General features: G+C 71.3%; 21 protein-coding genes. 12 read left to right on the top strand and 9 right to left on the bottom strand.

The annotated features are described in order from the left end of the window. Window positions 1-148: 148 nt before the first annotated feature. Together ABZ444_RS10780 and ABZ444_RS10775 are read right to left on the bottom strand one after the other, a co-directional pair. Complete coding sequence (locus ABZ444_RS10780) at window positions 149-1,312, bottom strand: class I SAM-dependent methyltransferase (protein ID WP_357994757.1); 1,164 nt, start codon at window positions 1,310-1,312, stop codon at window positions 149-151. A gap of 98 nt (window positions 1,313-1,410) precedes the next feature. Then, entirely contained in the window at window positions 1,411-1,908 is a 498-nt protein-coding gene (locus tag ABZ444_RS10775; protein WP_357994756.1) for a MarR family transcriptional regulator, read from the bottom strand. Window positions 1,909-2,012: 104 nt separating this feature from the next. Between ABZ444_RS10775 and ABZ444_RS10770 the strand changes: the two genes are divergently transcribed. From ABZ444_RS10770 to ABZ444_RS10750, 5 genes are all read left to right on the top strand, one after another. After that, the gene (locus ABZ444_RS10770; RefSeq protein ID WP_357994755.1) at window positions 2,013-2,867 is read left to right on the top strand and encodes an NAD-dependent epimerase/dehydratase family protein; all 855 of its coding nucleotides are present in this window, start codon (window positions 2,013-2,015) and stop codon (window positions 2,865-2,867) included. Window positions 2,868-3,038: 171 nt separating this feature from the next. Continuing rightward, a complete protein-coding gene (gene groES, locus ABZ444_RS10765; protein WP_226899011.1) occupies window positions 3,039-3,353 on the top strand; it encodes a co-chaperone GroES in 315 nt (104 codons plus the stop codon). Window positions 3,354-3,422: 69 nt separating this feature from the next. Next, a complete protein-coding gene (gene groL / locus ABZ444_RS10760; RefSeq protein ID WP_357994754.1) occupies window positions 3,423-5,042 on the top strand; it encodes a chaperonin GroEL in 1,620 nt (539 codons plus the stop codon). Window positions 5,043-6,227: 1,185 nt separating this feature from the next. After that, window positions 6,228-6,863 carry a sigma-70 family RNA polymerase sigma factor gene (locus ABZ444_RS10755; RefSeq protein WP_090930520.1) on the top strand — a complete coding sequence of 212 codons (636 nt, stop codon included), beginning with the start codon at window positions 6,228-6,230 and terminating at the stop codon, window positions 6,861-6,863. After that, window positions 6,860-7,060 (top strand): hypothetical protein, encoded by a 201-nt coding sequence (locus tag ABZ444_RS10750; RefSeq protein ID WP_357994753.1) that lies wholly within the window; start codon window positions 6,860-6,862, stop codon window positions 7,058-7,060. The genes ABZ444_RS10755 and ABZ444_RS10750 overlap by 4 nt, the downstream gene beginning before the upstream one ends. Here ABZ444_RS10750 and ABZ444_RS10745 read toward each other — a convergent pair. Further along, window positions 7,021-7,398 (bottom strand): DUF5319 domain-containing protein, encoded by a 378-nt coding sequence (locus tag ABZ444_RS10745; RefSeq protein WP_090930411.1) that lies wholly within the window; start codon window positions 7,396-7,398, stop codon window positions 7,021-7,023. The two genes, ABZ444_RS10750 and ABZ444_RS10745, sit on opposite strands and share 40 nt — an antisense overlap. Before the next feature lie 39 nt (window positions 7,399-7,437). Continuing rightward, complete coding sequence (locus tag ABZ444_RS10740; RefSeq protein ID WP_357994752.1) at window positions 7,438-8,448, bottom strand: LuxR C-terminal-related transcriptional regulator; 1,011 nt, start codon at window positions 8,446-8,448, stop codon at window positions 7,438-7,440. 435 nt (window positions 8,449-8,883) lie between these two features. Here ABZ444_RS10740 and guaB point away from each other — a divergent pair, with 435 nt between their 5' ends. The 5 genes from guaB (at window position 8,884) to ABZ444_RS10715 (ending at window position 13,834) form a co-directional block, all read left to right on the top strand. Continuing rightward, window positions 8,884-10,365 (top strand): IMP dehydrogenase, encoded by a 1,482-nt coding sequence (gene guaB / locus ABZ444_RS10735; RefSeq protein ID WP_357982682.1) that lies wholly within the window; start codon window positions 8,884-8,886, stop codon window positions 10,363-10,365. 4 nt (window positions 10,366-10,369) lie between these two features. Further along, a complete protein-coding gene (locus ABZ444_RS10730) occupies window positions 10,370-11,491 on the top strand; it encodes a GuaB3 family IMP dehydrogenase-related protein (protein WP_352362831.1) in 1,122 nt (373 codons plus the stop codon). A 402-nt stretch (window positions 11,492-11,893) separates the two neighbouring features. Further along, window positions 11,894-12,580 carry an SDR family oxidoreductase gene (locus tag ABZ444_RS10725; protein WP_357994751.1) on the top strand — a complete coding sequence of 229 codons (687 nt, stop codon included), beginning with the start codon at window positions 11,894-11,896 and terminating at the stop codon, window positions 12,578-12,580. A 46-nt stretch (window positions 12,581-12,626) separates the two neighbouring features. Then, entirely contained in the window at window positions 12,627-13,403 is a 777-nt protein-coding gene (locus tag ABZ444_RS10720; protein ID WP_357994750.1) for a phosphotransferase, read from the top strand. Continuing rightward, window positions 13,400-13,834 carry a GNAT family N-acetyltransferase gene (locus ABZ444_RS10715; protein WP_357994749.1) on the top strand — a complete coding sequence of 145 codons (435 nt, stop codon included), beginning with the start codon at window positions 13,400-13,402 and terminating at the stop codon, window positions 13,832-13,834. The genes ABZ444_RS10720 and ABZ444_RS10715 overlap by 4 nt, the downstream gene beginning before the upstream one ends. Here the strand turns inward: ABZ444_RS10715 and ABZ444_RS10710 are convergent. From ABZ444_RS10710 to ABZ444_RS10695, 4 genes are read right to left on the bottom strand one after another with little or no spacing between them, the layout of a single operon-like run. Next, the gene (locus tag ABZ444_RS10710) at window positions 13,824-14,648 is read right to left on the bottom strand and encodes a class II fructose-bisphosphate aldolase (RefSeq protein ID WP_357982667.1); all 825 of its coding nucleotides are present in this window, start codon (window positions 14,646-14,648) and stop codon (window positions 13,824-13,826) included. The two genes, ABZ444_RS10715 and ABZ444_RS10710, sit on opposite strands and share 11 nt — an antisense overlap. 10 nt (window positions 14,649-14,658) lie before the next feature. Further along, a complete protein-coding gene (locus ABZ444_RS10705) occupies window positions 14,659-15,561 on the bottom strand; it encodes a 1-phosphofructokinase family hexose kinase (RefSeq protein ID WP_357994748.1) in 903 nt (300 codons plus the stop codon). Continuing rightward, window positions 15,561-16,694 (bottom strand): N-acetylglucosamine-6-phosphate deacetylase, encoded by a 1,134-nt coding sequence (gene nagA, locus ABZ444_RS10700; protein WP_357982661.1) that lies wholly within the window; start codon window positions 16,692-16,694, stop codon window positions 15,561-15,563. The genes ABZ444_RS10705 and nagA overlap by 1 nt, the downstream gene beginning before the upstream one ends. Further along, window positions 16,691-17,563, bottom strand: coding sequence for an SIS domain-containing protein (locus ABZ444_RS10695; RefSeq protein WP_357994747.1), 873 nt, complete (start codon window positions 17,561-17,563; stop codon window positions 16,691-16,693). The genes nagA and ABZ444_RS10695 overlap by 4 nt, the downstream gene beginning before the upstream one ends. A gap of 128 nt (window positions 17,564-17,691) precedes the next feature. Between ABZ444_RS10695 and ABZ444_RS10690 the strand changes: the two genes are divergently transcribed. Next, on the top strand, window positions 17,692-18,462 hold the full coding sequence (locus tag ABZ444_RS10690; RefSeq protein WP_357982655.1) for a DeoR/GlpR family DNA-binding transcription regulator: 771 nt from the start codon (window positions 17,692-17,694) through the stop codon (window positions 18,460-18,462). Between the two features lie 69 nt (window positions 18,463-18,531). Beyond that, window positions 18,532-20,268: a glycerol-3-phosphate dehydrogenase/oxidase gene (locus tag ABZ444_RS10685; RefSeq protein ID WP_357994746.1), complete on the top strand. Its 1,737-nt coding sequence runs from the start codon at window positions 18,532-18,534 to the stop codon at window positions 20,266-20,268. Between the two features lie 36 nt (window positions 20,269-20,304). Here the strand turns inward: ABZ444_RS10685 and ABZ444_RS10680 are convergent, their stop codons facing one another. Continuing rightward, window positions 20,305-22,341 carry a beta-propeller domain-containing protein gene (locus ABZ444_RS10680; RefSeq protein WP_357994745.1) on the bottom strand — a complete coding sequence of 679 codons (2,037 nt, stop codon included), beginning with the start codon at window positions 22,339-22,341 and terminating at the stop codon, window positions 20,305-20,307. Window positions 22,342-22,366 lie beyond the last annotated feature (25 nt).

Below are 22,366 nucleotides of genomic sequence, written 5' to 3'. Positions count from 1 at the left end.
AGGTCCGGTTTGCAGATGAAAAGGCGAGTACGCGGGTTACCGCATAAGGGGGAGAACTCCCGCCCGTCCACCTTAGCCTTTCGATCAAGGTCAGGCAGCGTCGAAGTGAAAGATCGTATTTAGCGGAAGAATGACCGCTTTGGATTGTTCAGGCAGGTGGGATGGGGTTGCAGATGATAACTGAAGGCTTATCGAGAATGCGGGTCAGGATGATGACGACCGAGTTCTCGCCGGAAAGCCGGAGATCGGCGCGCAGGCGTTCGATGTCGATCGCGGACGCACGTTTCTTGATGGTGACATTCCCGATCCGTCGTTCACGGAGAGCCGCGCGGAGCTTTTTCAGCGAGAACGGCATGACCTCGTCCACCTCGTACCCGGAGGCCCAGGGGGTGTGCCTGGGCTCGTCGGCGGTGATGTAGGCGATCATGGGGTCGGGCAGGCGTCCGCCGATCATCTCGGCCACCTCGCCCACGAGGTGCGCCCGGATCGCGGCGCCGTCGGGCTCGTAGACGTAGCGGCCCACCGGGCCGACGGCGGCCTGGGCCCCGGTGGCGGCCAGGGTGTGGCCGGCGGGCAGCAGGGTGGCGCGCCGGGCGGGGCCGGTGTGGGGGCCGGTCCAGAGGGTGGCTTCTTTGACCTCGCCCTTGTAGGAGACCCATTCGGCCTCCGCGCCCTCGGGGATGAACTCGTACGGGATGCCGGGGGCGACCTTCAGGCAGGCCCGCGGCGCCCGTGCGACCAGGTCGAGCACGACCGGCCAGGGCGGCGAGTAGGCCATGGGGTCGAACGTACGGCCCTTGCCGCTGCGCCGGGCCGGGTCGGCGAACAGCGCGTCGTACTCCTCGGGCCGGACCCCCGCCGCGTCGCCCACGCGCACCCGCACCCGGTCGGCCAGCCCGAGCGCGTCGGCGTTGGCGCTCGCCACGGCGACGGTCAGCGGGTCGAGATCGACGGCGTCGACGGCGCAGCCGGCGCGGGCCAGCGCGAGGAGGTCGCCGCCGACGCCGCAGCAGGCGTCGATCACCCGCCCGCCGCCCATGCGCCGGGCGCGGTGGTCGGCGACCTCCCGGCGGGTGGACTGCTCCAGGCCGTGCGGGGTGAAGTACATGACCGCGGCGTCCGCGCCGAACTTCGCCGCGGCGCGCTGGCGCAGCGCCGCCTGCGTGAGCGCGGCGGAGGTGAGCGCCGCGTCGTAGGTGCGGCGCAGCCTGGTCGCCGCCGCGACCGGATCGGTCCCGGCCAGCTCCGCGGCCTCGGCGAGCGCCCGCTGCCCGCGCGGGGTCAGCAGCTCGCCGAAGGCGTCGAGATCCATGTACGCACTCCGCTCACAACTCAGGATCGCTCACGAATGGGGGCCGCTCACAACCGGGGGCCACTCGCGATTCGGGACCGCTCGCGATTCGGGATCGCTCACAGGGAGGTGTCGCCCAGGGACACCAGCAGGCCGCGCAGCAGCCCGGCCAGGGCCTCGCGCTCGGCCTCGGACAGCCCGGCGAGCAGCCGCTCCTCGTTGGCGGCGTGCAGGACGAGCATCTCGTCGGCGACCCTCCTGCCCTCGTCGGTGAGGGCGACCAGCGTCATGCGCCGGTTGTGCGGCGCCGGCCAGCGGTGGACCAGGCCTCGCCGGACCAGGTGGTCCATCCGGTTGGTGAGCGCCCCAGGGCTGACCATGGCCGAGGTGGACAGGTCCTTCATGCACATGGTGGCGTCGGCGCCGCTGCGCAGCAGCGTGGCCAGCATGTCGAACTCCCACGCCTCCAGCCCGTGCTCGGCCAGGAAGTCCTTGACCCCGCGCTCCAGCAGGCGCGAGGCGCGCGAGACCCGGCCGATCACGCCCATCGGGGACACGTCGACGTCGGGCCGTGTCCGCGCCCACTGTCCGAGAATCACGTCCACCGCGTCATCCACGGGGCTCACCCTACCAAAGCTTCGACGTTGAAATGTTCTGGATCGTGCGGTACTGTCCTCAACGTCGAAATGTTCAACGTAGAAATTTTCGAGGTAGGATCATCATGAAGGTGCTGGTGCTGGGCGCGACGGGGTACATCGGCGGCGCGGTGGTCGAGCGGCTGGCCGAGCAGGGGCACGAGGTGGCCGTCCTGGTGCGGCCCGCCGCCGACGGGTCCCGGCGCGTGCCGGGCGTGGCCGACGAGCGTCACGGAGACCTGGCCGACGTCGCGGGGCTGGCCGCCGCGATCACCCCGGACATCGACGCGATCGTGGTCGCCGCCCAGCTCGGCGGCGACAAGGAGGCCGACCTCGCCGCGATCGGCGTGCTCGCCGCGTCGGGCCGGAAGGTGGTCTTCACCAGCGGCGTGTGGGTGCTGGGCGCCACGGCCGACGGGCACGAGGACAGCCCGGCCGACCCGATTCCGCTCGTGGCGTACCGGCACGAGATCGAGCAGCTGGTCATCGACGGCGGCGGCTCGGTGATCCGGCCCGGCGTCGTCCACGGGCGCGGCGGCGGCATCCCCGCCCTGATGCGCGCGCAGGCCGCCGAGCGCGGCGCCGGCGTGTACGTCACCGCCGGCGGCGAGCCGCACACCTGGACGTTCGTGCACGTCGACGACCTGGCCGAGCTCGTCGTGGCCGTCCTGGAGAGGGGCGGCGCCCGCGTCTACCACGGCATCAGCGAGGAGGCCGTGCCGGTCGCCGAGGTGGCCGAGGCGGCGGCCCGGTCCGCGGGCGTCAAGCCGCAGGCAGAGCCCTGGCCGCTGGCCGAGGCGGCGCAGGTGCTGGGGGCGGGCTTCGCCGAGGCCCTGGCGCTCGGCCAGCGCATCAGCGCGACACGCACGCGCGCCGAGCTCGGTTGGAACCCCTCCCGGCCCGGTGTCGTCGCCGATCTGACCGAGGGCTCCTACGTCTGATCGCTCTGAGCAGACGCGTTCGTGTTGACTGTCAAGGCCCTCTTGCATATGTTTCCTGTTGGCACTCTCACCTTGAGAGTGCCAACGTGCGACGAGGCAGGTCTGACACCCGCGACGGCAGGCCCCGCTGGTCGCCTCTTCTAGATCATTCAAATCTGAAGGGGAGGTCCGATCGTGACGACCGCCACCAAGGTTCCCGTTAAGCCGCTCGGCGACCGCATCGTGGTTCAGCCGCTTGAGGCAGAGCAGACCACCGCTTCCGGTCTGGTCATCCCGGACACCGCCAAGGAGAAGCCGCAGGAGGGCAAGGTCCTCGCGGTGGGCCCCGGCAACTGGGATGAGGACGGCGACAAGCGTATTCCGCTCGACGTCTCCGAGGGCGATGTCGTCCTCTACAGCAAGTACGGCGGCACCGAGGTCAAGTACGGCGGCGAGGAGTACCTCGTGCTCTCCGCCCGCGACGTTCTCGCGATCATCGAGAAGTAAGTCGGTTGTGTCGAGCCCCGGGCGCTCTTGAGGGCCCGGGGCTTTCGACGCCAGGAGAGGACTTTCAGCATGGCGAAGATCCTGCAGTTCGACGAGGACGCCCGTCGCGCGCTTGAGCGCGGTGTCAACGCCCTCGCGGACGCCGTGAAGGTAACCCTCGGCCCGCGTGGCCGTAACGTCGTCATCGACAAGAAGTTCGGTGCGCCGACGATCACGAACGACGGTGTGACCATCGCTCGTGAGATCGAGCTGGAGGAGCGCTACGAGAACCTCGGCGCCCAGCTCGCCAAGGAAGTTGCCACCAAGACCAACGACATCGCGGGCGACGGCACCACCACCGCCACCGTGCTGGCCCAGGCGATGGTCCGCGAGGGCCTGCGCAACGTGGCCGCCGGCGCCTCGCCGCTGTCGCTCAAACGTGGCATCGACAAGGCCGCCAAGGAGATCAGCGACCGGCTGCTGGCCAGCGCGCGCGAGGTGGGCGACAAGAAGGAGATCGCCAACGTCGCCACCATCTCCGCCCAGGACGCCAAGATCGGCGAGCTGATCGCCGAGGCGTTCGACAAGGTGGGCAAGGACGGTGTCCTCACCGTCGAAGAGTCCAACGCCATGGGCATGGAGCTCGAGTTCACCGAGGGCATGCAGTTCGACAAGGGTTACCTGTCGGCCTACATGGTGACCGACCCCGAGCGCATGGAGTCCGTCCTGGAGGACGCGTACATCCTGCTCACCCAGGGCAAGATCTCCTCCATCGCCGACTTCCTGCCGCTGCTGGAGAAGATCGCCCAGACCAAGAAGCCGCTGCTCGTGGTCGCCGAGGACGTCGAGGGCGAGGCCCTGGCCGTCCTGGTCACCAACAAGATCCGCGGCACCTTCACCTCCGTGGCCGTCAAGGCCCCGGGCTTCGGTGACCGCCGCAAGGCGATGCTCCAGGACATGGCGATCCTCACCGGCGGCCAGGTCGTCAGCGAAGAGGTCGGCCTCAAGCTGGAGCACGTCGGCCTCGAGGTGCTCGGCACCGCCCGCCGCGTCGTCGTCACCAAGGACGCCACGACCATCGTCGACGGCGCCGGCGACCAGCAGGCGATCGAGGACCGCGTCAAGGAGATCAAGATTGCCATCGAGCAGTCCGACTCCGACTGGGACCGCGAGAAGCTGCAGGAGCGTCTGGCCAAGCTCGCCGGCGGTGTGTGCGTGCTGCGTGTCGGCGCCGCCACCGAGGTGGAGCTGAAGGAGAAGAAGCACCGCCTCGAGGACGCGATCTCCGCGACCCGCGCCGCGATCGAGGAGGGCATCGTCTCCGGCGGTGGCTCGGCCCTCATCCACGTGGGCAAGGAGCTCGACGACCTCGGCCTGACCGGCGACGAGGCCACCGGTGTCGGCGTCGTGCGCCGCGCGCTGGTCGAGCCGGCCCGCTGGATCGCCGAGAACGCCGGCCTGGAGGGCTACGTGGTGACCCACAAGGTCGCCGAGCTGCCCGCCGGCCAGGGCTTCAACGCCGCCACCGGCGAGTACGTCGACCTGATCGCCCAGGGTGTCATCGACCCCGTCAAGGTGACCCGGTCCGCGGTGCAGAACGCGGCTTCGATCGCGGGCATGCTCCTGACGACCGAGGCGCTCGTGGTGGACAAGCCCGAGGAGGAGGCTCCGGCCGCCGGCCAGGGCCACGGCCACGGTCACGGCCACTGACCCGCCTGTTTCCCCCGCGCCCGTACGGCCCGCACCGGTTCCCTCCGGCGCGGGCCGTCGGCTTTCCGCGGCCCGTCTCCGGAGCGTCCGGTGGGGGCCGTCGGCCTCCGCAGCCCGTTCCCGGCCTTCGCTGGTACGGGCTGTTGGCTTTCCGCGGCCCGTTCCTGGCCTCGCTGGTGGGCGTTGTCGGTTCCTGATGGCCCGTCCCGGCTTCTTCGGTGGTGGGCGTTGGTCTTCCGCGGTCTGTTCCTGGCTTCGCTGGTGGGGGCTGTCGGCTCTTGATGGCCCGTCCCGGCCCCTTCAGTGGGGCCGTTGGTTTTCCTCGGTTCGTTCCTGGCCTCAGCGATGTGGGCTGTCGGCCTTCCTCGGCTCGTTCCTGGCTTTGCTGGTGCGGGCCGTCGGTCCTTGACGGCCCGTTCCCTGTGCGTCCGGTGGGGGCCGTTGGCTGTCCGTGGTCCGTTCCTGGTCTCGGCGATGTGGGCTGTCGGCTCTTGATGGCCTGTCCTGGCCCATCCGGTGGGTCGTTGGCTGTGCGCGGCCGTTCCCTGCGCGTCCGGTGAGTGCCGTTGGCTTTCGTCGGTCCGTTCCTGGTCTCGGCGATGGGGCGGTCGGCCTTCTTCGGTTCGTTCGTGGCTTCGCTGGTGCGGGATGTCGGCTCTTGACGGCCCGGTCCCTGGGCGTCCGGGGGACCGTCGGCTTTTCTTGGTCCGTCCGGTGCGGGCCGTTGGCCCTTCTTGGTCTCGCCTCTGGGGGCTGTCGCCTCTCGATGGCACGTTCCGGCCCCTTCGGTGGGGGCGTCGGCTCTCCAAGGGCCGTTTCGGCGTGGCCGGTGCGGGGGCGGTTGGGTTTCCGGGGGCCGGGCCCAGGGTGGTGGGCCGGGCGCAGCGGTGTGTGGACGGGGGCTGGTGGGGTTCCGGGGGTGTGAAAATGTGGCTGGGGCTCTTGGGGGCGGAGGGAGTCGGAGCGGGGGAAAATGGGGGAAGAGGTGGATTATTGGAGTAAACCGGCAGTGCCGGTTAAGCGTCGGGGTCTGGCAATTGTCGCGCATTTCGGCTTATGGGGTGAAACATTATGTCAGCTTATAAGGCTTAGTGTGGTCGACTGATTACTGCTAGTTATCGTCGCTTCAATGTGACCAATCCGTAGCCGTTCGCCATGGGGACAGGCCCGATCAGTGCGGGCATCATGCCTATCGTGAGCGAGGGAAGCGTCGCCGACGCCAAAATTGGGGTAAGGCTCGCGTCGAGACTTCCGGCACGGACGGATGACTCCGACCTTAGGGAACTGACGAGCCTCGCCGTGCAGGGAGATCGCAGTGCGATCGAATCCCTGCTCGGGGAGTTGCGTCCCATGGTGGTGCGGTATTGCCGCGCCAGGCTGGGCAGGGTTTCAGGGCAATATCACATTGCCGATGACGTAGCCCAGGAGGTGTGCATCGCGGTGTTGTCCGCGCTGCCGCGATACCGGGACATGGGGCGGCCTTTCGCGTCCTTCGTGTTCGGGATCGCCTCGCACAAGGTGGCCGACGCGCTGCGCAGTTCGGTGCGCTCGGCCGTGCCCACCCAGGATCTGCCCGACGGGCCCGACGACGGCCCGGGGCCCGAGGAGACGGTGGTCCGCTACATCGAGGTCGAGCACGCGCGCAGGCTGCTGGCCAGGCTGCCCGACAACCAGCGGGAGTTGCTGCTGTTGCGGGTGGTGTCGGGGCTGTCGGCCGAGGAGACCGGTAATGTACTCGGTATGTCACCAGGTGCGGTCCGCGTAGCCCAGCATCGGGCGCTGGCCAGGTTGCGGCAGATGGCCGAGCTGGAGTCGGCTTGACGCCGGAGGACGAGCTCCATGCGCTCCTCGAGGCCGACGACCTGCTCCAGACCGAGGAGCTGCTCGACGCGGTCGCGCGGGGCCGGGCGCGGGACTCGTCCGACCCTGCGGTGCGGTTGCTGGGCGCGCTACTGGACGATGTCTCGGAGGAAGTCGATCAGCGGCGCTCCTCCGTGTCGATGACGCCGTCGACATAGCCTCGGGCGTACTCCCAGCTGACGTAGTCGGCGGGGTCGGGGTGGAAGGCCGGCTCGTGCACCTGGGGCTGGCCTTTCTCGATCATCTGGCGAAGGTTGCCGCGCAGCAGCTCCCAGTCGAAGAAGTGCTGCTCGCCGCACTCGGGGCAGTCGAGCACGAGGCCCAGCACCCCCTGCGGTTCGAGCAGGGAGCGAAAGACCTCGACGTCTGCCAGGTCGGTGATGGCCTCGTCGCGCTCGGCCGCGGTGAGTGGCTCGGCGTCGTCGAGAGCGCCCATCGCCGAGGACGGGTCGTTCGGGTCGTCCGCGAACGGGTCGCGGGGGACGTCTTCCAGCACCTTCCCACCATATGACCGAAGCGGCCCCGGCGGAGAGTATTAGCTGAGCCATCCCCGTCTGGCGGCCTCCACGCCGGCGTGGAACCGCGACTGCGCGCCCAGCTCGGCCATGGCGTCGGCGAACCTCGCCCGCACCGTACGGACCGAGACGCCGAGCTGGCGGGCGATGGAGTCGTCGCACACGCCCTGCGCGGCCAGGCGGAGCACCTGGACCATCCCGTCGCCCCTGCGCCCCCAGGGCAGGGGCACGGCGCGGCCCCACAGCTCCTGGAACAGCGAGCGCAGCATGCCGACGACGATCGGCGTGCGCACCAGGTAGAAGTTGTAGGCGTGGTCGGGCAGGTTGCCGCCCCACAGGGCGGGCAGGCCGGCGACCTCGGGCCCGGCCGTCATGAACCAGCTCGGCACCCGGTCGATCGTGCGCACCTTGCCGCCGGTGTCGAGGAGCCGGGTGAGCTGCTCGCGTACGCCCGGCAGGCTCAGCGTGGAGACCGGAATGATCGCCTGAACGGTAAGAAGCTGCCGTTTTTGCGCATCAATCCATGGGTCCGCAAATTTACGAACAAAATCTGCCATTGTGCGCTCATCTGGGATTGCGGTCAACAACTCCATGGGTGGAGATTGCAGGGCTATGCCGACCACGCTCTCGTAGAGGACGTCCGCACCGTTCACCATCTCCACCGGGAATGTCCCGCTCTGATAATCGCGGCCGGCGTCGTAGTCGTGGATCAGGCCGCGGATGGAGCCGAGCGCGGAGTCGATCCTGCGGCTCTCCTCGGCCAGCCGGTCGAGCCGCTCGGCGATGACCCGGCCGAGCGCCGCCGCCGGGTGCCTGGCCAGGTACTCGCCGGACTGCTCGTCGACCACCCCCAGCCTGACCAGGTCGTCGAGCTGGCGGCCGACCTTCTCGACGGGGCCGTCCATGGCCTGGGCGAGGTCGGTGCGCGTGGCCCTGTGCAGGCGTAGCAGCGCCGTGTAAAGGGCGGACTGCGCCGGGTCGAGGCCCAGCGTCTCGAAGGGCTCTGCAGCGCGCCTGGGCTGATTACGCATTATGGGCGGCTCCGTCGGGGGGACACGGGCGTGCCGCGAGGATAACCCCGTACCGCCTGCGTGTCCGGGGCTTGCCGTGGAATCGTCGGCGGAACGTGCAACTTCGTGCAATTGCACGTTTTCACATTGCGTCGTGCCGTTGAGTGACGCAGGCTTTACCTAGCGTCGGCACCCTGAAGCGGGGCCTTGCGGCAGCCGCCATCAGGACGCGGAGGGGGGTTCGGTGGCGTGAACACGCCGCCAGGCCTGGGTGCCGGTGGCCGGGGGATGGGACGGATCACCGACCGTCCCATCCCCCTGCACTTTGCGCGTTGCGGACGGCGAAGCCGGGCGCACGACGGGGCGTGGGGCCGTCGTGCTCCCGGCTTCGTTGCGTTTTGGAGGCAGGCCCTAGACTTAGGTCAATCAGCGCAGAGGTCAGGAGGGGGCCGAGGCATGTCCAAGTTCACCGAGATGGGTTTGACCTTCGACGACGTGCTGCTGGTGCCCGGCTACTCCGATCTCCAACCAGGTGAGGCCGACACCAGATCCCGTCTGTCACGGGACATCACGCTGTCCATCCCGCTCGTCTCCGCGGCCATGGACACCGTCACCGAGGCCCGCATGGCGGTCGCCATGGCACGCCAGGGCGGCATCGGCATCCTCCACCGCAACCTGTCGGTCGAGGAGCAGGCCCAGCAGGTCGACCTGGTCAAGCGGTCCGAGGCCGGCATGGTGACCAACCCGGTGACCTGCAGCCCCGACGACACGCTGGCCGACGTCGAGCGGCTGTGCGCGACGTACCGGATCTCCGGCGTGCCGGTGACGGACGTGGCGGGCACGCTGGTCGGCATCGTGACCAATCGCGACATGCGCTTCGAGAGCGACCAGACCCGTCCGGTCCGCGAGGTCATGACCAAGATGCCGCTGGTCACCGCGCCGGTGGGGGTCTCGCGCGACGACGCGTTCGCGCTGCTGCGGCAGAACAAGATCGAGAAGCTGCCCCTCGTCGACTCCGACGGCAGGCTGCGCGGCCTGATCACCGTCAAGGACTTCACCAAGAGCGAGCAGTACCCGCTGTCCACCAAGGACGCCGACGGCCGCCTGCTGGTCGGCGCGGCCGTGGGCGTCGGCGGTGACGCCGAGCTGCGGGCCAAGGCGCTGATCGAGGCCGGGGTCGACGTCGTCGTCGTCGACGTGGCCCACGGTCACTCCAAGGGCCTGGCCGACATGATCGCCAAGCTCAAGGCCAACAGCAAGGTCCAGGTCATCGGCGGCAACATCGCGACCAGGGCGGGCGCCCAGATGCTGGTCGACGCGGGCGCCGACGCGGTCAAGGTCGGCGTCGGCCCCGGCTCCATCTGCACCACCCGCGTGGTGGCCGGCGTGGGCGCGCCGCAGGTGACGGCCATCCACGAGGCGTCCAGGGCGTGCGCCCCGGCCGGGGTGCCGGTGATCGGCGACGGCGGCCTCCAGTACTCCGGCGACATCGTCAAGGCCATCGCGGCCGGCGCCGACACGGTCATGCTGGGCTCGCTGCTCGCCGGCTGCGAGGAGTCGCCGGGCGAGCTGATCTTCATCAACGGCAAGCAGTTCAAGTCGTACCGGGGCATGGGGTCGCTCGGCGCGGTGCGCAACCGCGAGCGCGGCGGCACCTCCTTCAGCAAGGACCGCTACGCGCAGGCCGACGTCGGCGGCGACGACAAGTACATCCCCGAGGGCATCGAGGGGCAGGTGCCCTACCGCGGGCCGGTCGCGGCCGTCGCCCACCAGCTCATCGGCGGGCTGCGCCAGGGCATGTGGTACGCCGGGTGCCGCACGATCGAGCAGATGCACACCGACTGCGAGCTCATGCCGATCACGGCAGCGGGCCTCAAGGAGAGCCACCCCCACGACATCCAGATGACCGTGGAAGCTCCGAACTATCACAGAAGGTAAGTTCATGACTCAGCAGGTGGAGATCGGCCGGGGCAAGACCGGGCGGAGGGCGTACGCGCTCGACGAGATCGGGCTCGTGCCCTCGCGACGCACCCGTGACCCGGAAGAGGTGTCGATCGCCTGGCAGATCGACGCCTACCGGTTCGAGCTGCCCGTCGTCGTCGCCCCCATGGACAGCGTGGTCTCGCCCGCCACCGCGATCGAGATCGGCCGGCTCGGCGGCCTGGCCCCCCTCGACCTCGAAGGGCTCTGGACGCGCTACGAAGACCCGTCCCCGCTGCTGGAGGAGTGCGCCGCCCTCGACGCCGCGGCCGCGACCCGGCGGCTCCAGGAGATCTACGACGCGCCGATCAAGGAGGAGCTGATCGGGCGCCGGATCGAGGAGATCCGGGCGTCCGGGGTGACGACGGCCGTCCGCCTGTCGCCGCAGCGCACGGTCCAGTACCACAAGGCCGTGATCGACGCCGGCGTGGACATCTTCGTCATCCGTGGCACCACCGTCTCGGCCGAGCACGTCTCGGGCCGCGCCGAGCCGCTCAACCTCAAGCAGTTCATCTACGAGCTCGACGTGCCGGTCATCGTCGGCGGCTGCGCCACCTACACCGCGGCGCTGCACCTGATGCGCACGGGCGCGGCGGGCGTGCTGGTCGGCTTCGGCGGCGGCGCCTCGCACACCACCCGCAACGTGCTGGGCGTGGCCGTGCCGATGGCCACCGCGATCTCCGACGTGGCCGCGGCGCGCCGCGACTACATGGACGAGTCCGGCGGCCGGTACGTCCACGTGATCGCCGACGGCGGCATGGGCACCTCGGGCGACATCGCCAAGGCCATCGCGTGCGGGGCCGACGCCGTCATGGTGGGCTCGCCGCTGGCCAGGGCGTCCGAGGCCCCCGGCCACGGCTTCCACTGGGGCTCCGAGGCCCACCACCCCGACCTGCCGCGCGGCCGTCGCGTGGAGTTCGGCACGGTCGGCACGCTGGAGCAGATCCTGCACGGCCCCTCCAGCGTGGCCGACGGCTCGATGAACCTGATGGGCGCGCTCAAGCGCACGATGGCCTCCACCGGCTACTCCGACATCAAGGAGTTCCAGCGGGTCGAGGTCGTGGTCGCGCCGATCCAGCGCTGACCGACGTCTGCGACGGCTCCCGGAGGTTGCTGCCTCCGGGAGCCGAGTGCTTTCCGGGGTTTCCACTGGCCCGCCGTGTCGAATCGGGCCGCCGCCGTTCGTGTGGGACGCGCCTGTCGGCGAGGTGGGTGCAGGATGTCCGATCAGGTCGAACGGGCCTTCCGGGAGGAGTACGGCCGCGCGGTGGCCGAGGTGGCGGGCGCCGAGGCGGGTCTGGCGCTGGTGGAGGGCTGGAGGTGACAGGCTGTTCCCTGTTGCACGCCGTACGGGCCGACCTGCTGCGGCGGCTGGGACGCGACGGGGAGGCGGCGCAGGCGTACGGCGAGGCCATCGACCGTGCGGGCAACGAGGTCGAGCGGGAGTTCCTGCGCCGCAGGCGCGCGACGTTGAGGGGGACGCGAGATGGGCCGGGTGTGCGTGGTCACGGGGGCCAACCGGGGGATCGGGCTGGAGGTGGCCAGGCAGCTCGCGACGGCGGGCGACACGGTGGTGCTGACCGCCAGGGACGAGCGCAAGGCCGTCGAGGCGGCGGCCGGGATCGGCGGCGAGGTGCTGGCGCGGCGGCTCGACGTCGCCGACGAGCAGTCGGCGGCCGGGCTGGCGCGGGAGCTGGAGAAGACCCACGGGCGGGTCGACGTGCTGGTCAACAACGCCGCCATCCACTACGACACCTGGCAGCGGGCCTGCGAGGCGGACCTGGGCGTGGTGTCGGAGGCGCTGGAGACGAACCTGCTGGGCGCCTGGCGGGTCACGCTCGCGCTGCTGCCGCTGTTGCGCGGCAGCGCGCACGGCCGGATCGTCAACGTCTCCAGCGAGATCGGCTCGCTGGCCTCGATGGGCGGCGGCACGCCCGCGTACACGGTGTCGAAGACGGCGCTGAACGCGCTGACCAGGATGCTCGCGGCCGAGCTGCGCGAGGACGGCGTCCTGGTCAACTCCGTCTGCCCGGGGTGGGTGGCGACCGACATGGGCGGCCCGGGAGGGCGGCCGGTCGCCGAGGGCGCGCGGAGTGTGTTGTGGGCGGCGTACCTGCCCGACGACGGGCCGACCGGCGGCTTCTTCCGCGACGGGCAGCCGCTGCCGTGGTGACGGGCTCGCGCGCGAGCTCGTGAGGCGGGCCGTATCCTGCCGTAGCATGGCCGATCTTGTGTACACCCACGTCCTCGACTTCGACGGCGACGTCGTCACCAAGCGTTACGTCGACGGCAAGCCGGGCGCGGCCGAGCGCGAGTGGCGGGCGCTCACCCTGCTGGCCGAGCACGCTCCGGGCCTGTCCCCGCGGCCGATCGCCGTCGAGGACGGCGTCGTGCGCATGACCAGGATCGACGGCGTGCCCCTGCGCGGCCTGGCCGTCGATGAGGTGCCCCTGACCGCCATGGCCGAGGCGCTCACCGAGCTGTACGAGGCCGTCCCGCCCGGCGTGCTGGCGGCCGTCCCGGTGCGCCCGTGGCAGGCCGAGGCGGTCGCCGGCCAGGTCAGGGAATGGCTGGACGCCTGGCGGCCGCGCGACCCGCAGGCCGACCGCGCGGTCAAGGAGGGCCTGCGCTGGCTGGGGGGCTGGCGTCCGGGTGAGTCGGGCGTATGGCCGGCGTTCGGGGCGGGCGACGGCAACCTGGCGAACTTCCTGTGGGACGGCGCCCGCGTGCGCATCGTCGACTTCGAGGACTCCGGCCGCAGCGACCTGGTCTACGAGCTGTCCGAGCTGTCCGAGCACGTCTCGATGTGGGTGGACGGCGAGGTGGAGATCGCCGGCCGGTTCGAGCTGAGCGGGCCGGAGCAGCGCCGGCTGCGCGACTGCCGCAGGCTGCAGAGCCTGGTCTGGCTGTTCCTGCTCTCGCACGACAGCCCGCGCAATCCGCCCGGCACCTTCGATCGTCAGGTCGAGAGGGTGCTGCGATCATTGGGGGCATGAGACTGGCGCAGGAGGCCGACAGGGCCGCCGTCGAGCAACTCGTCCATGACGCCTACCAGCCATGGGCCGAGATCATCGGCACCCGGCCGCTGCCCATGGAGGCCGACTACGCGGCTCTCATCGGCGCCCGCCGGGTGCACGTCACCGACGGCCTCGAAGGGCTGGTCGTGCTCATCCCCGAGGACGGCACGCTGCTGGTCGACAACGTGGCGGTCCGGCCCGACCTGCACGGCAGGGGCATCGGCCGGGGCCTGCTGGCCTACGCCGAGCGGGAGGCCGCCCGGCTCGGCCTGCCCGCCCTGCGCCTCTACACCAACGTCAAGATGGCCTCGAACATCGCGCTGTACACCTCGCTCGGCTACGCCGAGATCGGCCGGGCCGACCTCGACGGCCGGTCGGCCGTGGTGATGCGCAAGGAGCTCAGCCGGTGAGCACGCCCAGCAGGTGACTCACCTCGCGGGCCACGGCGTCGCGGCCCGCGTTGAGGTATTTGCGGGAGTCGACCACCCGCTCGTCGTGGGCCAGGTAGTCGCGCACGGCCCGGGTGAACGCCTTGTTCAGGTGGGTGGCGATGTTGATCTTCTTCATGCCGTTGCGCACGGCCTCGCGCAGCACGTCGTCGGGCACGCCGGACGAGCCGTGCAGCACCAGCGGCACCGGCACCGCCGCCCGCAGCTCGGCGATGAGCTCCAGGTCGAGCACGGCGTCCTTGGTGGTCATGGCGTGGGAGGTGCCGACGGCCACGGCGAGCGCGTCGACGCCGGTCCTGGCGACGTAGTCGACCGCCTCGTGGGGCTTGGTGCGGGCGCCGGGCGCGTGCACGCCGTCCTTGCCGCCGACCTCGCCGAGCTCGGCCTCCACCCACACGCCGCGCTCGTGGCACCAGGCCGCCACCTCGGCCGTGGCGGCCACGTTCTCCTCGTCGGGCAGGGCGGAGGCGTCGTACATCACCGAGCCGAGGCCGAGCGTGACCGCCTCCTCCACCAGCGCGCGGTCGGTGGCGTGGTCGAGGTGGACCGCGACCGGCACCTCCGCGCGGCGCGCGACGGCCAGCGCGGCCAGCGCGACGGGTTCGAGCGCGCCGTGGTAGCGCACGCAGTTCTCGCTGATCTGCAGCACGACCGGCAGGCCGAGCGCCTCCGCGCCGGCCACGATCGCGGTGGCGTGCTCCAACTGGATCACGTTGAACGCGCCCACCCCTGCGGGGGACTGCCGGACGATGTCGCCGATTCCGGCGAGGGCCATGACGAGCTCCTTACGTGATGATGATCTGGGGGTGTATGTCGGCGTAGACCTCGCCGTCGAAGTCGCCGGCGACCGGCGCGGCCACGGCGGCCGCGCCCAGCGCCGCGGCCCGCCGCAGCCGGTCGGGCCACGGGGAGCCCTCGACCAGGCCCAGCGCCAGCCCCGCGACCAGCGAGTCGCCGGCTCCGGTCGGGTTTCCGCGCACGGTGTAGGGCATCCGGGCCCGGAAGGTGCCCTCGCCGGTCACCGCGAGCAGCCCGTCGGCGCCCATGGAGACGACCACGGCCTCGGCCCCCCGCTCGCGCAGCGCCTGGGCGCCCTCCTCGGGGGTGCCGCCGGGAACCGCCCTGGCCAGCTCCTCGGCGTTGGGCTTGACGACGGCCGGACGGCCCTCCGGCGCGCGCCGCAGCGGGTCGCCGTCGGCGTCGACGATGGCCGGCACGCCCGCGCGGGCGGCGACGGCGGCCAGCGTCGCGTAGACGTCGGCGGGGACGCCACGCGGCAGGCTGCCGGAGACCACCACCGCGTCGGCGCCGGCCAGCAGCGACGTGTACCGCTCCACGAACACGGCCAGCTCGGCCGCCGTCACCTCGGGGCCGGGCTCGTTGAACAGCGTGGCCGCGTCCGGCTCGGAGACCACCAGCGTGGTGCGGGACTCGGCGGCGATGCCGGTCAGCGCGGCGGGCAGCCCGGCGGCTCGCAGGTCGTGCTCGATCGCGCGACCCGTGGGCCCGCCCGCCAGCCCCGTGACCAGGACCTCCTGGCCGAGCGCGGCCAGCACGCGGGCCACGTTGACGCCCTTGCCGCCGGCACGCCGGTGGACGGCGCCGACCCGGTTGACGCCGTCCCAGGCGACGGACGGGACCTCGTAGGTCACGTCGAGCGCGGCGTTGAGCGTCACGGTGATGATCATCAGGGCTCCGAGATCCAGTCGCCGTTCTTCATCACGCCGTCGACCTCCAGCTCGCCGGAGAGCACCACCAGGTCGGCCGCCTTGCCGACGGCGATCGAACCGATCTCCTCGGCCAGGCCGAGCACCCTGGCGGGGGTCAGCGAGGCCACCTGGACCGCGTCCGGCAGCGACATGCCGAGCTCCCGCACGCCGCGGCGGAAGGCGGCGTCCATGGTGAGGGTGGAGCCCGCGATCGAGCCGCCCTCGACCAGCCTGGCCACGCCGTCGGTCACGCGCACCCGCATGGGGCCGAGCACGTAGTCGCCGTCGCCGAGGCCCGTGGCCGCCATCGCGTCGGTGATCAGCACGGTCCGGCCGGGACCGGCCACCTCGTAGGCCAGGCGCAACATCGCCGCGTGCACGTGGACGCCGTCGTTGACCAGCTCGACCGTGACGCGCTCGTCCTCCAGCAGGGCGGCGATCGGGCCGGGCGCGCGGTGGCCGAGCTGCGGCATCGCGTTGTAGAGGTGGGTGGCGACGGTGGCGCCCGCCTCGATGGCGGCGATCGCCTGGTCGTAGTCGGCGTCGCTGTGGCCGAGCGCCGCGATCAGGCCCTCGCCGACGGCCGTGCGGATCGTGTCGAGGCCGCCGGGCAGCTCGGCGGCGACGGTGACCATGCGCGCGTGCCCGCGCGCGGCCTTGACCAGCCCGGACAGCTCCTGCGGCGACGGCTCGCGCAGCAGGGCGGGGTTGTGCGCGCCGCAGCGGGCCTTGGCGATGTACGGCCCCTCGAAGTGGATGCCCGCCAGCAGCCCCTCCTCGCACAGCTCGGCCAGCGAGGAGGCGGCCCTGGACAGCTCGTCGAGCGCGTCGGTGACCAGGCTGGCCATCATCGTGGTCGTGCCGTGCCGCCGGTGCAGGGCCACGGCGTCACGGGCCTTGTCCTGGTCGCCGGTCGGGAACGACCCGCCCGCGCCGCCGTGGTTGTGGATGTCGACGAAGCCGGGGACGACGTGCCGCCCCCCGAGGCTCAGGCCGGGGCTGGGGGCCGATCCGTGGCCGACATGCGTGATGCGGCCGTCTTCGATGGTCAGCCACCCTTCGTGCACCCCTTCGGGGGTCACGATCCGGGCGTCGGCGAGAGTAAGGCTCATGAAGAAAGGATCACAGATCGCGTGAGGTGCATGGGCTCGTCGGGGTTCAGCCCACGGGCGAAGGCCCGCGCGACCGCCACCCGCTGGGCGCGTACCAGCTCGGCCATGGGGTCGAGGCCGCTCTCGAAGAACGTGCCGCCGGTCGCCTCGACCTGCTCGCGCAGGCCCTCGGGGGCGGTGCCGAGCATCCACGTGACGCGGCCGGGGCCCGCGATGCTGATCGGGCCGTGCCGGTACTCCATCGCCGGGTACGCCTCCGTCCACGACCGGGACGCCTCGCGCATCTTGAGCGCGGCCTCCTGGGCCAGGCCGACCGACCAGCCGCTGCCGAGGAAGCTGAACTGCTCGGCCTCGACGAGCTCGGCGGGCAGCGGCTCGGCCAGGGCCCGCTCGGCGTCGGCGATCGCGCCGGTCAGGTCCTCGCCGAGGCTGGCGCGGAGCATGGCGAGCTGGGTGGTGGCGAAGCGGGTCTGCACGACGGACGTCTCGTCGGCGTAGTCGAGCACGATGACCTCGTCGGCGGCCGTCATGACCGGCGTCTTCGGGTCGGCGGTGATGGCCGTCGTGCGGGCGTTCGTCCTGGACAGCAGCTCCAGCACCTCGGTCGTGGTGCCGGACCGGGTCAGCGCGAGCACCCTGTCGTACGAGCGGCCGACCGGCGCCTCGGAGGCGGCGAACGCGTCGGTCTCGCCCAGCCCGGCCTGCTCGCGCAGCGTGGCGTAGGCCATCGCGATGAACCATGACGTGCCGCAGCCGACGACGGCCACCCGCTCGCCGGGCTCGGGCAGCGCGCTTGCGGGCACGTCGGCCACCGCGCGGCGCCAGCAGGACGGCTGGGACTCGATCTCGGCTTCGGTGTGGGTGGTCACCGCGTTCCTCCCCGTTGGTGTTTGTTTCTGCCTTTTTTATACAGTAAAAGCGCAGTTTTGTGCAGTGGTCGCTCTCACCTCCCTGCCTGTGCCACGCTTGATCCCGTAGGGATCTCATTGGAGGCTTCGTGTCCCGCTACGACCGCTGGAACGCCATCCTGGAGCTGCTCGCCCAGGAGGGCAGGCTGTCGGTGGAGGAGGCCGCCCAGGCGCTCGACGTCTCGACCGCCACGATCCGGCGCGACTTCGACCAGCTCGCCCAGCAGCAGATGCTCATGCGCACGCGCGGCGGAGCCGTCGCCCAGAGCGTCAGCTACGACCTGCCGCTGCGTTACAAGACGGCCAGGCACGCCGACGAGAAGCACCGCATAGCGGCCGCGGCGGCCGACCTGGTGAGCCCGGGCGCCGTGGTCGGGCTCAACGGCGGCACCACGACCTCCGAGCTGGCCCGCACCCTCGCCACGCTGTCCACGCTGGAGAGCGGGTTCACGATCGTCACCAACGCCCTGAACATCGCCGCCGAGCTGACCGTGCGGCAGCACGTCAAGATCGTGGTCACCGGCGGGGTGGCCAGGCAGCAGTCGTACGAGCTGATCGGGCCGCTGGCCTCGGGCGTGCTCGAACAGGTCACCCTCGACGTGGCCTTCCTCGGCGTCGACGCGATCGACGTCGAGCTGGGCGCCTCGGCCCACCACGAAGGCGAGGCCAGCGTGAACAACCTGCTGATCAGCCGGGCCGCCCAGGTCGTCGTGGTGGCCGACTCCTCCAAGGTGGGCCGGCGGGCCTTCTCCCGCATCTGCCCGATCGAGCAGATCGACACGCTGGTCACCGACGAGCGGCTCTCCGACGAGCTCACCGGACGGCTCACCGAGGCGGGCGTCAAGGTCGTACGCGCCTGAGCCGTCCATGCGTTACATGGAACCGGGCGTACGGGTAGGTACTGACCGCAGTCGACGCAAGGGGAGACGATGACGGCGGGTAGGAGCGTGGCCCGGCTCGGGCCCACCGAGCGCGCGGCGGCGCTGGCGGAGATGTCCGCCCAGGAGTTCGACGTGGTCGTGGTCGGCGGCGGCGTGGTGGGGGCGGGCACCGCGCTCGACGCCGCGACCCGGGGCCTCGACGTGGCCCTGCTGGAGGCCCGCGACTTCGCCTCCGGCACCTCGTCGCGCTCGTCCAAGCTCATCCACGGTGGCCTGCGCTACCTGGAGCAGCTCAACTTCGACCTGGTGCGCGAGGCGCTGCAGGAGCGGGCGCTGCTGCTCCAGCGCCTGGCGCCGCACCTCGTCCGGCCGGTGCCGTTCCTGTTCCCGATGACCCATTTCGGCTGGGAACGTCCCTACGTGGGAGCCGGCGTGGCGCTCTACGACACGCTCGGCTTCGCCTCCGGGCTCACCCGCGGTGTGCCGGGGCATCGGCATCTGTCCAGGTCACGGGCGTTGCGGCTGGCCCCGGCGCTGAAGAAGAGCGCCCTCACCGGCGCCGTCCAGTACTGGGACGCCCAGGTCGACGACGCCCGTTACGTGATGACCATGCTGCGCACCGCGGCCACGTACGGCGCCCGGATCGCGCCGCGCGCCCAGGTGGTCGGGTTCCTGCGGGAGGGCGAGCGGGTCACCGGCGTGCGGGCGCGCGACCTGGAGACCGGCGCCGAGTTCGACGTACGCGCCCAGCAGGTCGTCAACGCCACGGGCGTGTGGACCGACGACATCCAGGAGCTGGTCGGCGGGCGCGGCCAGATCCACGTACGGGCCTCCAAGGGCATCCACCTGCTGGTGCCGCGCGACCGCATCCACTCCCGCACCGGCATCATCCTGCGCACGGAGAAGTCGGTGCTGTTCGTGATCCCGTGGGGCCGCCACTGGATCATCGGCACCACCGACACCGAGTGGACGCTCGACAAAGGCCATCCGGCGGCCTCCCGGGCCGACATCGACTACCTGCTCGACCATGTCAACGCCGTGTTGTCGGTGCCGCTGACCCGCGACGACGTCGAGGGCGTCTACGCCGGGCTGCGTCCGCTGCTGTCGGGGGAGTCCGACCAGACGTCGAAGTTGTCGCGCGAGCACGTCGTGGCGCATCCGGTGCCGGGGCTGGTGATGATCGCCGGCGGGAAGTACACGACGTACCGGGTCATGGCCCGCGACGCGGTGGACGCGGTGGCGCACGGGCTCGACCAGCGGGTGCCGCGCTCGTGCACCGACCGCATCCCGCTGGCCGGGGCCGAGGGCTACCAGGCGTTGTGGAACTCCCGCCACCGCCTCGCCCACTCCGCGGGCCTGCACGTCGCCCGGATCGAGCACCTGCTCCAGCGCTACGGCTCGCTCATCGACGAGGTGCTGGAGCTGATCGAGCACGATCCGTCGCTGGGCCGGCCGCTGGCCGGGGCCGACGACTACCTGCGGGCCGAGATCGTCTACGCCGCCACCCACGAGGGCGCCAGGCACCTCAACGACGTGCTGACCAGGCGCACGCACATCTCCATCGAGACCTTCCATCGCGGCCTGGCCGTGGCGCAGGAGGCCGCCGAGCTGCTGGCCGGGCCGCTCGGCTGGGACGCCGAGCAGGTGAAGCGCGAGGTGGAGTACTACACCAAGCGCGTCGAGGCCGAGCGGCGCTCGCAGGAGCAGGACTCCGACCAGGAGGCCGACGCCATCCGGCTGGGCGCCCCCGAGATCGTGCCCGTGGTCGCGCCGGAGCGCGGGTGACCGGTCCACCGGACCGGTCACCCGCCCTCACGGAGGTCAGCGCAGCGGGATCCACGCCTGACGGGCCAGCGTCGTGGCGTCGTTGACCTGGAGGCCGTCCCAGGACAGCGTCCAGAGGGCGTCGCCGATGATGATCGAGCGCTGGATGCCGGGCTGGTAGGCGTAGTCCTTGTCCTGGTGCGTGGGGTGCTTGATCATGCCGAGCTTCGTCACGGCCGAGTCGTCGATCTTCAGCACGAGCGCGCCCGACTCCTTGGGGGTCATCAGCGGGAGCACCGACAGGCCGGTCTTCGGCCAGTACAGGAACGCGTGCGGGTCCCACTCGGCCTCGGAGCCCGACTCCTTCTGGAAGAGCTGCGACAGCCTGCGCGGGGCGGCCGGGTCGCTGACGTCGAACAGCGAGACCTGCGTGCCGAGCGTCCGGCCCTTGTCGCTGGCCTCCTGGCCGATGCCGATCAGCCTGCCGTCCGCGCCGGGGTGCAGGTAGGCCGAGTAGCCGGTGATCTTCAGCTCGCCGGTCACCTTGGGGGCGGCCGGGTCGCGCAGGTCGAGCGTGTAGAGCGGGTCCACCTGCTTGAACGTCACGCAGTAGCCCACCGGGCCGATGAACCTGACCGAGTAGATGCGCTCGCCCTTCCCGAGGCCGCCGACCTCGCCGACCTTGGCCATGGTGGCGGCGTCGAGCACGTACACGCTGCTGGCGCTGTTCTTGCCGTCGGTGGAGGTGAGGGTGGTGGCGACGCGGAGGTGATCCTCGTACTCCGACAGCGAGTACTGGTTCAGCAGGCGGCCGGGGACCTTGCCGGAGGCCACGTACGAGGGGGCGCCGGCGGCGCTGATGTCGAACCGGTGGACCTCGGTCTCCTCGGGCGGCGCCGTCGGAGTGGGGTCGGGCACAGGCTCGGAGGTGGCCGGCGTGGCGGGCGTGGCCGGGGCGCTGCTCGTCACGGCAGGGTCGCTCGGGGCGCTGCTCGTCACGGCCGGGTCGCTCGGGGTGGGCTCGACGGCCGGGGCCGCCCCGTCGGTGGCGGTCGGCACGGGCTCGACCGGCATCGGCTCGGTGACCACCGGGAACCACCAGCGGGGGTTGCTGGCGACGTACAGGCTCTTGCCGCTGCCGTAGACGGTGTCGCCGTCGGCGGCCAGGCTGATGGGCTCGGTGCCGGTCGCGGCGACGTCCTGGGCCAGGTCGATGGTGTGCACGGTGAGCAGCGAGGTGCCGGTGTAGTCGGCGGGGTGGCTGACCCGCTCGCACTTGACCGTGTCCTTCCTGACCGCGCCGGACCCGCCGGTGATCTCGACCGTGGGCAGCCAGGCGGACAGCGGCGCCCGCCGGACGACGTCCTGGTTGGCCTTCTTGCGGTCGGCCTCGGAGGCGTCCGGGCTCTTGGGCTCGGGGAAGGTGATGTCGGGCTGGCTGCGGGTGACGAGCCGGACCGTGGAGCCGATCATCCGGGCGTCCACGTACGAGCCCTGCGCCCGGATCGTGCTCAGCACCTTCGGCTGCCCGGCCAGGTCGACCACGACGTAACGGGTCTCGCCGGGCGGCGCGAAGGACTTCACCATGATGTCGCCGCCGCGGAACAGCACCAGCGCGCGGTCGCCGGAGAGCAGCAGGTCGGCGGGGGTGAAGGTGGGCTCGTCCTTCTTGGTGAGCTTGAGCGACGCGGTGACCTTCCTGGTCGCCGTGTCGATGATCCGCAGGGTGCCGTCCACGACCGTGACGATCCGGTTGCCGTCGGTCTTGACCAGGTCGGGCTCGTCCACGCCCGCTTCGTGCACGTTCGTGGTGGAGTGCTCTGGGGTGTCGGAGGTGGTCTTCGCCCTGGCGGTGGCGGCGGTGTCCTCCATGTACATGATCTGCGGGCCGCCGAAACCCCACGGGCCGACCTTCTCCGCGGCGTGCTCCCGCAGGCCCGACAGCATGTCGTCGCAACTGTCGTAGGCGACCAGGCGGACGCCGTCGAGCGTGACCTTCGGCACGGGCGCCTGGCCCGTGGCCGCCGAGGTGCAGGCCGTCGTGGCCATGGCGAGGGCCGCGGCGGTCACGGCCGTACGGAACAGCGTCTTCATGACCTCCATGACGGCTGCGCGGGCC

The sequence above is a fragment of the Nonomuraea sp. NPDC005730 genome, assembly GCF_040630865.1.
In the GTDB taxonomy this organism is placed as follows: Bacteria; Actinomycetota; Actinomycetes; order Streptosporangiales; family Streptosporangiaceae; genus Nonomuraea.
This window is presented reverse-complemented; position numbering and strand designations above follow the sequence as displayed.

Coding starts and splice junctions, on each gene's coding strand:
- ABZ444_RS10715 (WP_357994749.1), top strand. CDS start 13,400: ATGAGACTGGCGCAGGAGGCCGACAGGGCCGCCGTCGAGCAACTCGTC.
- guaB (WP_357982682.1), top strand. CDS start 8,884: ATGTCCAAGTTCACCGAGATGGGTTTGACCTTCGACGACGTGCTGCTG.
- groL (WP_357994754.1), top strand. CDS start 3,423: ATGGCGAAGATCCTGCAGTTCGACGAGGACGCCCGTCGCGCGCTTGAG.
- ABZ444_RS10780 (WP_357994757.1), bottom strand. CDS start 1,312: ATGGATCTCGACGCCTTCGGCGAGCTGCTGACCCCGCGCGGGCAGCGG.
- ABZ444_RS10710 (WP_357982667.1), bottom strand. CDS start 14,648: ATGGCCCTCGCCGGAATCGGCGACATCGTCCGGCAGTCCCCCGCAGGG.
- ABZ444_RS10770 (WP_357994755.1), top strand. CDS start 2,013: ATGAAGGTGCTGGTGCTGGGCGCGACGGGGTACATCGGCGGCGCGGTG.
- ABZ444_RS10725 (WP_357994751.1), top strand. CDS start 11,894: ATGGGCCGGGTGTGCGTGGTCACGGGGGCCAACCGGGGGATCGGGCTG.
- ABZ444_RS10755 (WP_090930520.1), top strand. CDS start 6,228: ATGCCTATCGTGAGCGAGGGAAGCGTCGCCGACGCCAAAATTGGGGTA.
- ABZ444_RS10705 (WP_357994748.1), bottom strand. CDS start 15,561: ATGATCATCACCGTGACGCTCAACGCCGCGCTCGACGTGACCTACGAG.
- ABZ444_RS10680 (WP_357994745.1), bottom strand. CDS start 22,341: ATGAAGACGCTGTTCCGTACGGCCGTGACCGCCGCGGCCCTCGCCATG.
- ABZ444_RS10730 (WP_352362831.1), top strand. CDS start 10,370: ATGACTCAGCAGGTGGAGATCGGCCGGGGCAAGACCGGGCGGAGGGCG.
- ABZ444_RS10740 (WP_357994752.1), bottom strand. CDS start 8,448: ATGCGTAATCAGCCCAGGCGCGCTGCAGAGCCCTTCGAGACGCTGGGC.
- nagA (WP_357982661.1), bottom strand. CDS start 16,694: ATGAGCCTTACTCTCGCCGACGCCCGGATCGTGACCCCCGAAGGGGTG.
- ABZ444_RS10720 (WP_357994750.1), top strand. CDS start 12,627: ATGGCCGATCTTGTGTACACCCACGTCCTCGACTTCGACGGCGACGTC.
- ABZ444_RS10685 (WP_357994746.1), top strand. CDS start 18,532: ATGACGGCGGGTAGGAGCGTGGCCCGGCTCGGGCCCACCGAGCGCGCG.